The 13,606-nt window shown below is 70.7% G+C and carries 10 protein-coding genes; 1 reads left to right on the forward strand and 9 read right to left on the reverse strand.

Annotated elements, in window-relative coordinates; genetic code table 11:
* Window positions 1-146: 146 nt before the first annotated feature.
* The 9 genes from ACZ4LX_RS21790 to ACZ4LX_RS21830 form a co-directional block, all read right to left on the reverse strand.
* The gene (locus tag ACZ4LX_RS21790) at window positions 147-1,343 is read right to left on the reverse strand and encodes a pseudouridine synthase (protein WP_467647264.1); all 1,197 of its coding nucleotides are present in this window, start codon (window positions 1,341-1,343) and stop codon (window positions 147-149) included.
* Window positions 1,343-1,990: an SMC-Scp complex subunit ScpB gene (gene scpB, locus ACZ4LX_RS21795; protein WP_467647269.1), complete on the reverse strand. Its 648-nt coding sequence runs from the start codon at window positions 1,988-1,990 to the stop codon at window positions 1,343-1,345. The genes ACZ4LX_RS21790 and scpB overlap by 1 nt, the downstream gene beginning before the upstream one ends.
* The gene (locus ACZ4LX_RS21800) at window positions 1,987-3,237 is read right to left on the reverse strand and encodes a segregation and condensation protein A (RefSeq protein WP_467647274.1); all 1,251 of its coding nucleotides are present in this window, start codon (window positions 3,235-3,237) and stop codon (window positions 1,987-1,989) included. Before ACZ4LX_RS21800 ends, scpB begins: the two co-directional genes overlap by 4 nt.
* A 109-nt stretch (window positions 3,238-3,346) precedes the next feature.
* Window positions 3,347-3,958, reverse strand: a complete 612-nt coding sequence (locus tag ACZ4LX_RS21805) for a hypothetical protein (protein WP_467647339.1) — start codon at window positions 3,956-3,958, stop codon at window positions 3,347-3,349.
* Window positions 3,955-5,073 (reverse strand): ParA family protein, encoded by a 1,119-nt coding sequence (locus tag ACZ4LX_RS21810; protein WP_467647277.1) that lies wholly within the window; start codon window positions 5,071-5,073, stop codon window positions 3,955-3,957. Before ACZ4LX_RS21810 ends, ACZ4LX_RS21805 begins: the two co-directional genes overlap by 4 nt.
* 367 nt (window positions 5,074-5,440) lie before the next feature.
* Window positions 5,441-6,556, reverse strand: coding sequence for an alanine dehydrogenase (gene ald / locus ACZ4LX_RS21815; RefSeq protein WP_467647343.1), 1,116 nt, complete (start codon window positions 6,554-6,556; stop codon window positions 5,441-5,443).
* Between the two features lie 143 nt (window positions 6,557-6,699).
* A complete protein-coding gene (locus ACZ4LX_RS21820; protein ID WP_467647278.1) occupies window positions 6,700-8,763 on the reverse strand; it encodes a tetratricopeptide repeat protein in 2,064 nt (687 codons plus the stop codon).
* 219 nt (window positions 8,764-8,982) lie between these two features.
* Window positions 8,983-9,609: an NUDIX domain-containing protein gene (locus tag ACZ4LX_RS21825; RefSeq protein ID WP_467647283.1), complete on the reverse strand. Its 627-nt coding sequence runs from the start codon at window positions 9,607-9,609 to the stop codon at window positions 8,983-8,985.
* Between the two features lie 88 nt (window positions 9,610-9,697).
* Window positions 9,698-11,359 (reverse strand): CTP synthase, encoded by a 1,662-nt coding sequence (locus ACZ4LX_RS21830; RefSeq protein ID WP_467647285.1) that lies wholly within the window; start codon window positions 11,357-11,359, stop codon window positions 9,698-9,700.
* Between the two features lie 407 nt (window positions 11,360-11,766).
* Between ACZ4LX_RS21830 and ACZ4LX_RS21835 the strand changes: the two genes are divergently transcribed.
* Window positions 11,767-13,569: a glycoside hydrolase family 15 protein gene (locus tag ACZ4LX_RS21835; protein ID WP_467647346.1), complete on the forward strand. Its 1,803-nt coding sequence runs from the start codon at window positions 11,767-11,769 to the stop codon at window positions 13,567-13,569.
* Window positions 13,570-13,606 lie beyond the last annotated feature (37 nt).

A 13,606-nucleotide genomic window follows, 5' to 3' on the forward strand; every position in this document is an offset into this window, starting at 1 on the left:
CCCGCCTCCTTAATAGTCACTCTGACTATAAAGAAGGAACGGGGACAGCGAAAGACCCGCGGCCGGTTCCTGTCCGAAAATCGAAATCCAGGAACCGGCCGCGGGCCGTGAGCGGTGTGCGGGGTCCTCGGACCCGGCGGGGTGGCCTACAGACCGACCTCGCGCATCAGCATGCCCACTTCGGTGTTGGTGAGCCGGCGCAGCCAGCCCGACTTCTGGTCGCCCAGCGGGATCGGCCCGAACGACGTGCGCACGAGCCGCTCGACGGGGAAGCCGGCCTCGGCCAGCATCCGGCGCACGATGTGCTTGCGGCCCTCGTGGAGGGTCACCTCGACGAGGTAGTTCTTGCCGGTGTTCTCGACGACGCGGAAGTGGTCGGCGCGGGCGTACCCGTCCTCCAGCTGGATGCCGTCCTTGAGCCGCTTGCCCAGGTCGCGCGGGAGCGGACCCTGGATCGCCGCGAGGTAGGTCTTCTTCACGCCGTACTTCGGGTGGGTGAGACGGTGGGCCAGCTCGCCGTGGTTGGTGAGCATGATGATGCCCTCGGTCTCGGTGTCCAGCCGGCCGACGTGGAAGAGACGCGTCTCACGGTTGGTGACGTAGTCACCGAGGCACTGACGGCCGTCCGGGTCCTCCATGGAGGAGACGACACCGGCGGGCTTGTTCAGCGCGAAGAAGAGGTACGACTGGGTGGCGACGGTGAGGCCGTCCACCTTGATCTCGTCCTTGTGCACGTCGACACGCATGCCCTGCTCGACGACGATCTGGCCGTTCACCTCGACGCGGGACTGCTCGATGAGCTCCTCGCACGCGCGGCGCGAGCCCATGCCGGCCCGGGCGAGGACCTTCTGCAGCCGCTCGCCCTCCTGCTCGGCGCCCGGGTGGGTCCTGGGGGTGCTGACCGAGGGCTTGTCCGCGTACCTGTCGCGGTTGCGCTGCTCGATCTTGGCGTCGAGCTCACGCGGGCGGGACGCGGCGCCGTACGGTGCACGCCGCTGGCCGCCGCTCCTGGCGGAGCCGGGCGTCGCCGCCTTCGGGCCGCCCTTGGCGCCACCGCGGGCGGACGCGCCGCGGCCCTTGCGGGTGCCGCCGTCGCCGCCGGGCTTGTCGTTGCCGACGTCGTAGCGCCGCTCCTCGGGCCTGGGGCGGCGGGGGCGCTGGTCCTGCTTGTCGTCGCGCTCGGATCCGGGAACCCGGGCGTTCGGGTTGCTGTTCCGGCCGGTGCCGCTGTTGTTCCTGCCGGCGCCGCTCCTGCCGCCGCCGCTGTTCCTGCCGCCGCTGTTGCCGCCGCTCCTGCCGCCGCCACCGCTGCTGCTGCCGCTGTTCCTGCCACTGCTTCGCATCAAAAGTCCGTCTTGTCGTCTGCGTGAGTATCCGGGGTGTCCGGTGCGTCCGGATCGAACGACGGCACACCCTCTAGCGTCTCGGCCTCGATCGCGTCCGCCTCGGGGAGGAAGGGCGCGAGCTCCGGGAGCTCATCCAGGCCACGCAGGCCCATCCGCTCCAGAAAGTAGTTCGTCGTCCTGTACAGGATCGCACCTGTTTCGGGTTCCGCGCCCGCTTCCTCTACCAGCCCCCTCTGCAACAGGGTCCGCATGACCCCGTCACAGTTCACGCCGCGCACCGCGGAGACCCTCGACCGGCTCACCGGCTGGCGGTACGCGACCACCGCCAGGGTCTCCAGCGCCGCCTGGGTCAGCCGGGCGTGCTGGCCGTCCAGGACGAAGCCCTCGACCGCGGCCGCGTACTCGGGGCGCGTGTAGAAGCGCCAGCCGCCCGCGACCAGCCGGAGATCGAAACCCCGGCGCTGCACGGTGTACTCGTCGGCCAGCTCCCGCAGCGCGTCGGCGACGGCCCGCCGGGGCCGCTCCACCACCTTGGCCAGGTGTTCCTCGGTCGCGGGCTCGTCCACGACCATGAGGACGGCCTCCAGGGCCGGCTTGAGTTCGAGACCCGCGACGGCGGAGCCGGTGGCGTCCTGCTCACTCATGCCTTCACGTCCCGCTGCGCATCGTTCACGTTCTGCGCTCTCACGTCCCGCTGCGTGTCCCGCACGTCAGGCGCCCTCACGTCCCGCTGTGTGTCCCGCACGCTCTGTGCCTTTACGTCCTGCTGCCCGTCGTGCACGTTCTGTGCCTCCTGGTCGAACTCGTCCGTCACGGTGGGCCCGGCCCCTTCTCCGCCCGCCCAGCGCACCGTGAGCTCACCGAGCGCCTCGTCCTGGTCCAGGACGACGGCCTTCTCCCGGTAGAGCTCCAGCAGGGCGAGAAACCGTGCGACGACGGTGAGCGTGTCCGGGGCGTCCCCGGTCAGCTCCCGGAAGCTGATCTCGCCCGCCTCCCGCAGCCGCTCCACCACGATCGCCGCCTGCTCGCGCACGCTCACCAACGGGGCGTGGATGTGGTCGACGTAGACCTGCGGCCTGGGTTTCGGCTGCATGGCCTTCACGGCGAGCCGGGCGAAGCCCTCGGCCCCGATGCTGATGACGACATCGGGCAGCAGCTCCGCGTGGTGCGGTTCCAGCCCGACGGTACGGGGGAAGCGGCGGCCCTCCGATGCGAGGCGGGCGCTGAAGATCTCGGCGATGCGCTTGTACGCGCGGTACTGCAGCAGCCGCGCGAAGAGCAGGTCCCTGGCCTCCAGGAGCGCCAGGTCGCCCTCGTCCTCCACCTCGGCGGCGGGCAGCAGCCGGGCGGCCTTCAGATCCAGGAGCGTCGCCGCGACGACAAGGAACTCCGTGGTCTGGTCGAGGTCCCAGTCCGGTCCCATGGCCCGGATGTGCGCCATGAACTCGTCGGTGACCCTGGACAGGGCGACCTCGGTCACATCCAGCTTGTGCTTGGAGATGAGCTGGAGCAGCAGATCGAACGGCCCCTCGAAGTTCGCCAGCCGAACGGTGAAGCGCCCGTCGTCGGGAGCAGGGGTGCCGGCAGCGGGGGTGCCGGGCTCGGGGGCGGGGTCCGCGGCATCGCATGCGGCAGCGGGGGCCTCATCCGCCGCCACATCCCCTTCCGCCGCCACGCCCTCGTCCACCGCCGGGCCCGCGTCCGCAGCCGGCCCCTCGCCCACCGCGGGGGCCCCGACAGCGGGAACACCGTCCGCGGAGATCCTTGACGCCACGGGAGCCGGGGAGACACCCACCGCGTCCGGCGGCCCGTCCCCGGGAACGGGTCCGCCGCCCGGCCCACGGCCCAGGGGGCGGCGGGACGTGCGGGCGGGGCGGTCGGGTGGGGGCATGGAGATCCAGGGTGCGACGGGAATCGGGCAGCGGGCGGCGGCCCGTTCGGGACGGGCCGCGCCGCCCGGCGGCGGCCGCCCTCCGGGCAGGCTACCGGCGCCGCACCGCTCAGCGGCCGCGCAGCCGCCGTACGAGGATGCTCGCGTCGCCCCGTGACTCCAGGTCCGCGAGAACCACGGCGACGGCCTCACGGACGATGCGTCCCCGGTCGACGGCGAGGCCGTGCTCGCCGCGCAGCACGAGACGCGCGTGTTCGAGGTCCATCAGCTCCTCGGCGGAGACGTAGACCGTGATCTTCTCGTCGTGCCGCTCCCGGCCGCTGGGCCGCCGGTTGGCGCCGCGTCCGCCGCCCCGTCGGCGCTGCTGCTGCACGACGGGGGCGGGAACCGGTTCCTGCGAGGACGGCGGCTGCGGGCGGCGGCCGGCCTGTGCGGCCACCGCGACGCGGTCGTTCTCACCGCCGCGGCTGCGCGAGCCGGCGGCGCCGGAGTCGGTGTCCGCCGCGGAGTGCTCCTCCTGCGAGGAGGGTGCCGCACTTTCGGAGGCGCCGCCGGAGCCGGCGCCCTCCCCCGGTGTGCCGTCCCCGGAGTCCCCCTCGCCGGCCGGAGCCGGTACCCGGGTCTCGCCGTTCGCCTTGCGCCGCCGCTCCGCCGGAGACGAGGACTGAAGCCCCATCCCTCCGGTGGTACGGAACAGTTCGTCGGCCCCGGGCAGACTCACTCGGCGTGACACCGGGCGAGCACCTCCCTGGCGAGCTGGCGATAGGCGGCGGCACCGACCGAGTTGGAGGCGTACGTGGTGATGGGCTCACCGGCGACCGTGGTCTCCGGGAAGCGGACCGTGCGGCCGATGACCGTGTGGTAGACGTGATCGTCGAAGGCCTCGACGACTCGCGCGAGGACCTCGCGGCTGTGCACCGTACGGGAGTCGTACATGGTGGCGAGGATGCCGTCCAGCTCCAGTTCCGGGTTGAGCCGTTCCTGGACCTTCTCGATGGTCTCGGTGAGCAGTGCCACACCGCGGAGCGCGAAGAACTCGCACTCGAGCGGCACTATCACCTTGTGCGCGGCGGTGAGGGCGTTCACGGTCAGCAGGCCGAGCGAGGGCTGACAGTCGATCACGATGTAGTCGTAGTCGGCCATCAGCGGCTTCAGGGCACGCTGGAGCGTGGATTCGCGGGCGACCTCGCTGACCAGCTGGACCTCGGCGGCCGACAGGTCGATGTTGCTCGGCAGCAGGTCCATGTTGGGCACGGCGGTCTTCAGGAGCACCTCGTCGGCCGCCATGCCCCGCTCCATGAGCAGGTTGTAGACGGTGAGGTCGAGCTCCATCGGGTTCACACCGAGGCCGACCGAAAGGGCTCCCTGCGGGTCGAAGTCGACGAGCAGGACGCGGCGGCCGTACTCCGCGAGCGCGGCACCCAGGTTGATGGTCGACGTGGTCTTGCCGACGCCGCCCTTCTGGTTGCACATCGCGATGATCTTCGCGGGACCGTGATCGGTCAGCGGGCCCGGGATCGGGAAGTAGGGCAGGGGCCGGCCGGTCGGGCCGATCCGCTCGCGGCGCTGCCGTGCGGCGTCGGGCGCGAGGGTGGCCGCGTACTCCGGATCGGGCTCGTACTCGGCGTCTGGGTCGTAGAAGTGCCCCTGGGGCGCTTCGTCGAAGTCGGCGAAGTGGGCGGTGTCCCGGCCACTCTCGTTGCCGGCCATGGCGTTCACGTGTAGGCCGTCCATCATCTGGGGGGCTGTCGTCATGTGCTGGTGGGTGGTGAAGGTGCGGACAGCGACGGAGCCGACAGCCTCCAGCCCGTTCGGGCTCTGGCCCCGCGCCGGCATCCCTGGATGAACACCCCCGGGAGTAAATGTCGACTCATTCACAAGTCGTCTTACCTCCTTGGACGTGACCAGGAAACTTATCGATAGGTCAGCGTGGCACCATGCCGACGATTGGCGACTCTATGGCGTGTCACCGGTCCGCAGCAACACAATCCGACGGACCCGGCCCGATGTGTCGGCAATCGAACACCCCGCTGTCAAGGGTGCGCAGCCCCTCGGGCACACTTTTCGCGGGTGCACGAATCGGTTAAAGGGTTACGTTCGAGGCGAGTTGCACGGGCCCCGCAGGGGTCCAGGCATACGTCCGGCCGGACCTCGCAGGCAAGGTCCGGCCGTTCGCACAAGGTTGACGGAAAGCGTTGACCCGTCAGCCGAGAAGCGTGCCCAGTTCGACGTGGTCGAGGCCGTGCGCCTCGGCCACCTCACGGTAAACGACCTGCCCGTCATGGGTGTTGAGCCCCTTGGCGAGTGCGGCGTCACGGCGCAGCGCCTCGGCCCAGCCCCGGTTCGCGAGCTCCACGATGTAGGGCAGCGTCGCGTTGGTGAGGGCGTACGTCGAGGTGTTCGGGACCGCGCCCGGCATGTTCGCGACGCAGTAGAAGACCGAGTCGTGAACCATGAAGGTCGGCTCGGCGTGCGTCGTCGGGTGCGAGTCCTCGAAGCAGCCACCCTGATCAATTGCAATGTCGACAAGTACACTTCCGGGCTTCATCTTGGCGACGAGCTCGTTGGTGACCAGCTTCGGGGCCTTGGCGCCGGGGATCAGCACGGCACCGACGACGAGGTCTGCCTCGACGACGGCCTTCTCCAGTTCGAAGGCGTTGGAGACGACGGTCTGCACCTTGGTGCCGAAGATCCTGTCGGCCTCGCGGAGCTTGTTGATGTCCTTGTCGAGCAGTGTGACGTGGAAGCCGAGACCGACGGCGATCTGTGTGGCGTTCCAGCCGGAGACGCCACCGCCGATGACGACGGCCCGGCCGGCGGCCGTGCCGGGGACACCGCCGGGCAGCACACCGCGGCCGCCGACCGAACGCATCAGGTGGTAGGCGCCGACCTGCGGGGCTAGCCGGCCCGCGACCTCGGACATCGGGGCGAGCAGCGGCAGAGCGCGGTTCGCGGTCTCGACGGTCTCGTAGGCGATGGCGGTGGCACCGGACTCCAGCAGGGCGTCCGTGCACGCGCGGGAGGCGGCGAGGTGCAGGTACGTGAAGAGGGTCTGGTCCTTGCGGAGGCGGTGGTACTCCTCGGCGACGGGCTCCTTGACCTTCAGCAGCAGGTCCGAGGTGGCCCACACCTCGTCGGCGGTGGGCAGGATCTGCGCCCCGGCGGCGAGGTACTCCTCGTCCGCGATGGAGGAGCCGGCACCGGCGTTCTCTTCGACGACGACCTGGTGGCCGTGGCGGACGAGCTCGTGCACACCGGCAGGCGTGATCGCCACGCGGAACTCGTTGTTCTTGACTTCGCGGGGGATGCCGACCTTCACGTCGATCACGGTCCTTGGCTCGGAGGGGCATCCGGGCATAGCGATAGATACCCGGACAAACACAGCATAAATGGAGACACCGCGAAGACCCGCGGCACAGCCAGTTTAATGAAGGACTTCTCGCTGTCTAGCCTTACAAAGCATTATTTTTCTGTCGTCGCACTACGGATTTCGTAGGCTGCGCTCTCCTCGCCCAGCAGTCTCTCGGCCGCACCCCTGTGAAGACCCGCAGCCGCCGGGTCGCCGAGCCGGTCGAGGGTGTCGGCCAGCCGGAGCTCCAGCGCGGCCTGGAGCCGCACGTCCTTCGCCCGGCGCGCCCACTCCACGGCCTCCCGGCACGTCCGCAGCGACTCCTGCGGACGGCCCGCGTACTCCTGGACCCTGGCGGCCTCGCTGAGCGCCCGCGCCTGCGCGGGCACATCGCCGAGCCTGCGGTAGCCGGCCGCGGCCGCCCGCCAGTTCCGCAGCGCCTCGCCGTACCGTCCGGCGTAGGTGTGAACGGTGCCGAGCCGCCCGTACAGCCGCGCCTCGTCGGCCCGCTCCCCCTGGGTGAGCCGCTGGGCGAGCGCCCGCCCGTACCAGTCCGAGGCCCGCTGGAAGTCGCCCAGCTCCGCGTAGGCGCCGCCCACCGATTCCATGGCACGGCCGGTGGCGTACGGATCCCTGGCGGCCCGGCCCGCGTCCAGCGCGGCCCGGTAGCGGGCCAGCGCCTCGCGGGTCCGTCCGGTCCCGGCGTCCAGATCGGCGAGGTTGAGCAGCGCGGCCGCCCGCTCCCGGGGCAGGTCACGCCGCTCCGCGACGGCCAGCACCAGGCTGTGCAGTCCGTACAGCTCGGGAGCGGCCGCCTCCGTGCCCTCGTGCACCGCCAGTGCCCGCACCAGAGCGGCCACCAACCGCCTTGCCAGGGTGTCGAGTTCACCGTCCTCTACGGCGATCCGGGCGGAGGCGACCAGAGCCGGCCTGCGCATCCGCAGCCAGGCCGCCGCCGCCTCGGGGCCGGGGAAGCGCAAGGACCGCGGCAGCCCCGCGAGCTTGCGCCGTGCCGGGGAGCCCTCGGGTTCGGTGACCGCGCGGCAGGACTGGAGCAGGCGCACGGTGCGCTCCAGCATCCGAGCCCTGGCGAGCTGGATCTCGGCCTGCCGGTCCCGGTCCTCCAGCAGTGCCCGCAGCAGCGCGGCAAGGCAGCCGGGCACCTCGTACTGCTGCTGCTCGGCCCCGTCGCCGCGCAGCAGCCCCAGCCGTACGAAGTCGTCGAGGGTGGTCCGGGCCGCCGAGACGGAACAGCCGGCGAGGGCCGACGCGGTGTGGGCGTCGGCGAGCCCGGCCGGGGCGAGGGAGAGCAGCCGCAGTATCCGGGCGGCGGTCGGCGGCAGCGAGTCGTGGACCAGCCGGAAGGCGCGGGCCAGCGGGCGGGCGCCGGCGGGCTGTTCGGTGTCCTCCGGCAGCTCCCGCAGCTGCTTGGTGACATCGGCGACCGAGGCCATCGGGTGGGCGGCCAGCCAGCCCCCGATCATGACCAGTGCGGCGGGCTGCCCGCCGCACTCCTCCGCCAGGGTCTCGGCCGTCAGCGGGTCGACGGTGATCCTGACCTGGCCGATCACACGGGCGAGCAGTTCCACGGCGGAACCCGCGTCCAGGCCGCCGATGGTGCACGGCCGGACACCGGGAATGCCGGTCAGCGGTCCCTGTGCGGTGGCGACGACAAGACAGTCCGGGTTGTCCGGCAGCAGCGGGTCGACCTGCTCGGCGTCGGACGCGTCGTCGAGCAGAAGCAGGACGCGGCGGACGGCGAGCGCCTCGCGGACCATCTCGGACAGTTCGTCGGCGTCGGCGCCGGGTGGACCGGTCACATCCAGCCCGCGCAGCAGTTCGCGCGCGGCGCACTCGGCGGAGACGGGGGTGCCGCCGGGCTCGGTGAGCCGGACACGGATCAGCCCGTCGGGATAGTCGCCCGTGCCGAGCAGCCGGCGGGTGAGTTCAGCGGCCAGTGCGCTGCGGCCGGAGCCCGGGCGTCCGGCGATCAGCAGGACCCGGGCCCGGCCGCTCCTGCGACCGGCCATGGTGTCAAGACCGGCCCGTTCGATATCGGCCCGCAGTTCCTTCAACTCGCGCTCGCGCCCGAAGAATCGGGGTGGTTCGACGGCGGCCGGCCCCTCGGTCCCCGCTGCCTCGGCCGGGTCGCTGGTGTCCACCGCCTGATCCGTCACGGGCCACGCTCCACTTCGCTGCACGCGTCGCCCGCCGGGACTCCGGTCAGGGCGTTCCGAGCGTAGTTCAGGCGGGTGGGCGGATCAGGGGGAGCGCGGCGGGAAGATCCTCCGATCGGATCAGCATTTTTTCCGATCGGGGGATGCAAGGGAGTGACGGCGCGGGGCCGCGCGCGCCGCTCCCCCGCGGATCCGTCAGGCCGTCAGGCCGTCAGGCCGTCAGGCCTCGAACGGCCGGGCGGGCCAGGGCGCCTCGGCGGGCCGCAGTGAGTCGGCCCCGTCGCCCCCGAGCACCGCCGTGAGCGCGAGCACGCCCACCACCAGGCAGTTGTTGTGCAGGTCCCCGGCGAGGACACCTCGTACCAGGTCCTGGAGCGGTACCCGGGCCAGCTCCATGTCGGCCTCCTCCTCGGAGACCTCGAAGCGCTCGCCGTCCGCTTCGGAGATGTTCCGGGCGAGGAAGATCCGTACCGCCTCGTCGCAGCCGCCGGGCGTCGTGTAGATGTCCGTCAGCACCCGCCAGTCCTCGGCCTTGACGTACGCCTCCTCGTAGAGCTCGCGCTGCGCGGCGTGCAGCGGGTTCTCACCGGGGATGTCGAGGAGTCCGGCCGGAATCTCCCACAGCTTCTGGCGCACCGGATGACGGTACTGGCGCAGCACGAGGACACGGTCCTCGTCATCGAGCGCGAGCACGGCGACCGAGCCGGGGTGGACCTGGTAGTCGCGGCGGGCGACCGTGCCGTCGGGCATCTCCACTTCATCGGTGCGGACGCTGGTCTTGTTGCCCCGGAACGGAGTCTCGGTCGCGGTGACCGGCCATTCCTCGGGCGTGTCCTGGAAACCCATCTACGTCCTCCCACAAAAAGCAGTGACCGGGGTACCCGTCCTCGAAGGACGGGTACCCCGGTCAACCGTAACGCCTGCGGGGATGCCGTTACTTGCCCGGCGCGGTGCCCGTCCTGCGCGCGACGGCCGCCTTCACCAGGCCCGCGAAGAGCGGGTGCGGGCGGGTCGGGCGGGAGCGCAGCTCCGGGTGCGCCTGGGTGGCGACCAGGTAGGGGTGGACCTCGCGCGGGTACTCGACGTATTCGACGAGCTTGTTGTCCGGGGAAGTGCCGGAGAAGACCAGACCGGCCTTCTTCTCCAGCTCGGCGCGGTAGGCGTTGTTGACCTCGTAGCGGTGCCGGTGACGCTCGTCCACGTACGGCTGGCCGTCGTAGGCCTCACGGACCAGCGAGCCCTCGGCGAGCTTCGCCGGGTACAGGCCGAGCCGCATGGTGCCGCCGAGGTCGCCCGCGCCCTCGACGTACGCCAGCTGCTCCTCCATCGTCGAGATGACAGGGTGGGCGGTGGCGGCGTCGAACTCGGTGGAGTTGGCGTCGGGGATCTCGGCGAGGTTGCGCGCCGCCTCGATCACGATGCACTGGAGGCCCAGGCAGAGGCCGAGCAGCGGCACCTTGTTCTCACGAGCGTACTGGATGGCGCCGACCTTGCCGATGACGCCGCGCTCGCCGAAGCCGCCGGGGATGCAGACGGCGTCGACGTCACCGAGCTGCTTCTTGGCTCCGGCCGGGGTCTTGCAGTCGTCGGAGGCGACCCACTTGACCTTGACGCGGGCCTTGTTGGCGAAGCCGCCGGCCCGGATGGCCTCGGTGACCGAGAGGTAGGCGTCGGGCAGGTCGATGTACTTGCCGACCAGGGCGACGGTGACCTCGTGGTCGGGGTTGTGGACGCGGTCCAGCAGATCGCCCCAGGTGGTCCAGTCGACGTCGCGGAACGGCAGGTCGAGCTTGCGCACGACGTAGGCGTCCAGGCCCTCGGAGTGCAGCACCTTCGGGATGTCGTAGATCGACTTGGCGTCCGGGCAGGCCACCACGGCGGCCTCGTCGACGTCGCACATCAGCGAGATCTTGCGCTTGATGGCGGTCGGCACCTCGCGGTCGGCGCGGAGCACGATGGCGTCCGGCTGAATACCGATGTTGCGCAGGGCGGCCACCGAGTGCTGGGTGGGCTTGGTCTTGAGCTCGCCGGAGGGCCCGATGTAGGGCAGCAGCGAGATGTGCACGACGAAGACGTTGTCCCGGCCGACCTCGTGGCGGACCTGGCGGACGGTCTCCAGGAACGGCAGCGACTCGATGTCGCCGACCGTGCCGCCGACCTCGGTGATGACGACGTCGACGTCGTCGGTGGCCATGCGGCGGATGCGGTGCTTGATCTCGTTGGTGATGTGCGGGATGACCTGCACGGTGTCACCGAGGTACTCGCCGCGCCGCTCCTTGGCGATGACCTGCGAGTACACCTGGCCGGTGGTGACGTTGGCGGAACCGTCGAGGTCCACGTCGAGGAAGCGCTCGTAGTGGCCGATGTCCAGGTCGGTCTCGGCGCCGTCGTTGGTGACGAACACCTCACCGTGCTGGAAGGGGTTCATCGTGCCCGGGTCGACGTTCAGGTAGGGGTCGAGCTTCTGCATGGTGACCCGAAGGCCACGCGCCTTGAGCAGGGCACCGAGGCTGGAGGCAGTCAGACCCTTGCCGAGGGAAGAGGCGACACCCCCGGTGACGAAGATGTGCTTGGTCGTCGTGGATGTGGGCTGCATAGCCAAAGGGGGCTCCCGTGGTCGCGATCGTGAGGTGCGTACCGGCGTTCCCGTCCGGAGAGTCCGGAGGTGCCGTCGCTGCGGTTCGGGGGCCTCGTCTGCTGTTGCGGACGACCACCGGTCCACGGGCTACCAGGGTAACAGCGACGAGGGGAGCCTGCTTCCGGCCACTCCCGGCACAGCCACCACACACGATCGCCGCACGTTCCTCACGCCCCACTCATTCGGCTCAGCTCTGTTGTCAAGTGCGTCGCGCGGATCACCCGGGTGCGTCGTATCCTGCTCGGACACTCGCTCCGGGCGAGGTAAGAGCTCGCAGGTTTCCCCCACTTCAACCCCTAGCAACGACCTCTTGACCCGCAGTAAGCGCCCCACGGGGCGACATGGCCGTTCGACTGGAGAAGCACGTGGCCGGGCGCATCGAGGATTACGCACTTATCGGAGACATGCAGACCGCCGCCCTGGTCTGCCGGGACGGCACGGCCGACTGGCTGTGCCTGCCCCGCTTCGATTCACACGCCGTCTTCGCGGGACTACTGGGTACCGAGGAGCACGGCTTCTGGCGCCTGGGACCGGCCCGCGCGGAAGACGCGGAGCCGCCGGCGGCGGACCGCCGCAGATATCGCGGGGACTCCCTGATCCTGGAGTCGGAATGGGATACGCCGCGCGGCACGGTCAGAGTGACCGACTTCATGCCGCCGCGTGACGGCGCGCCCCAGCTGATCCGGATCGTGGAGGGAATCAGCGGCCGGGTGCCGATGCGCTCGGAGCTGCGCATGCGGTTCAGTTACGGGCGCGTCACCCCGTGGGTGCACAAGGTGGACGGCCGTACGGTCGCCGTCGCGGGCCCCGACTCGGTCTGGTACGACACCCCGGCGGACACGTACGGCGAGAACCTGACGACGTACTCCGACTTCACCGTCGCCCCCGGTGACCGGATCGCGTTCACCATCAGCTGGCAGCCCTCGCACCGCGAACCGCCGGCGCTCCCGGACCCGGAGGGCTCCCTGGAGGCCACCGCGGACTTCTGGCGCGAGTGGGTCGACCAGTGCACCTACCACGGCCCCTACCGCGAGGCCGTGGTCCGGTCGCTGATCACCCTGAAGGCCCTGACGTACGCGCCGACCGGCGGCATCGTCGCCGCGCCGACCACCTCCCTGCCGGAGGACATCGGCGGTTCCCGCAACTGGGACTACCGCTACACCTGGCTGCGCGACGCCGCGATCACGCTCTCCTCGCTGCTGCGCACGGGCTACCGCGAGGAGGCCCGTGCCTGGCGCGAGTGGCTGCTGCGGGCGGTCGCGGGCGACCCCGAGAACCTGCAGATCATGTACGGCATCGCGGGTGAGCGCGAGCTGGGCGAGGCCGAGCTGGAATGGCTGCCCGGTTACGAGAACTCCGGCCCGGTCCGGGTCGGCAACGGCGCCGCGGGCCAGCTCCAGCTGGACGTGTACGGCGAGGTCACCGAGGCCCTGCACCTCGCGCACATGACCGGGCTGGCCCGTAACGACTACGCGACCGGTCTCCAGCTCAAGCTGATCGAGTACCTGGAGAAGCACTGGGAGGAGCCGGACGAGGGCATCTGGGAGGTGCGCGGTCCGCGCCGGCACTTCGTGCACTCCAAGGTGATGGCCTGGGTCGCGGTCGACCGGACGATCAAGCTGATCGAGTCCGGTGACACCGAGGGGCCGCTGGAGAAGTGGCGCGAACTGCGGGACGACATCCACCGCGACGTCTGCGAACGGGGCTACGACAGGGAGCGCAACACCTTCACCCAGTCCTACGGGTCGAAGGAGCTGGACGCCTCCCTGCTGCTGATCCCGCAGATGGGGTTCCTGCCGCCCGACGACAAGCGGGTCATCGGCACCATCGAGGCGATCCAGCGGGAGCTGTCCACCGAGGACGGCTTCGTGCTGCGCTATCCCACCTCGGGCGAGGACGCCGGCGTGGACGGCCTGGAGGGCGACGAGGGCGCGTTCCTGGCATGTTCCTTCTGGCTGGCGGACGACCTCGCGATGATCGGCCGGGTCGACGAGGCCCGGCGGCTCTTCGAACGGCTGCTGTCCCTCCGCAACGACCTGGGCCTGCTGGCCGAGGAGTGGGACGCGCGACTCCAGCGCCAGGTGGGCAACTTCCCGCAGGCGTTCAGCCATGTGCCGCTGATCGACACGGCACTGCGGCTGACGGCCAGCGGGGCGTACGTGGGCTGAGGCACGGCGGGCCCGGCCGGTCCGGTACGGCTTCCCA

Source organism: Streptomyces sp. NPDC026062 (genome assembly GCF_055568375.1).

Excerpts from the sequence above, each read along its gene's own strand:
- ACZ4LX_RS21790 (WP_467647264.1), bottom strand. The coding sequence starts at position 1,343 with ATGCGAAGCAGTGGCAGGAACAGCGGCAGCAGCAGCGGTGGCGGCGGC.
- scpB (WP_467647269.1), bottom strand. The coding sequence starts at position 1,990 with ATGAGTGAGCAGGACGCCACCGGCTCCGCCGTCGCGGGTCTCGAACTC.
- ACZ4LX_RS21800 (WP_467647274.1), bottom strand. The coding sequence starts at position 3,237 with ATGCCCCCACCCGACCGCCCCGCCCGCACGTCCCGCCGCCCCCTGGGC.
- ACZ4LX_RS21810 (WP_467647277.1), bottom strand. The coding sequence starts at position 5,073 with ATGCCGGCGCGGGGCCAGAGCCCGAACGGGCTGGAGGCTGTCGGCTCC.
- ACZ4LX_RS21825 (WP_467647283.1), bottom strand. The coding sequence starts at position 9,609 with ATGGGTTTCCAGGACACGCCCGAGGAATGGCCGGTCACCGCGACCGAG.
- ACZ4LX_RS21830 (WP_467647285.1), bottom strand. The coding sequence starts at position 11,359 with ATGCAGCCCACATCCACGACGACCAAGCACATCTTCGTCACCGGGGGT.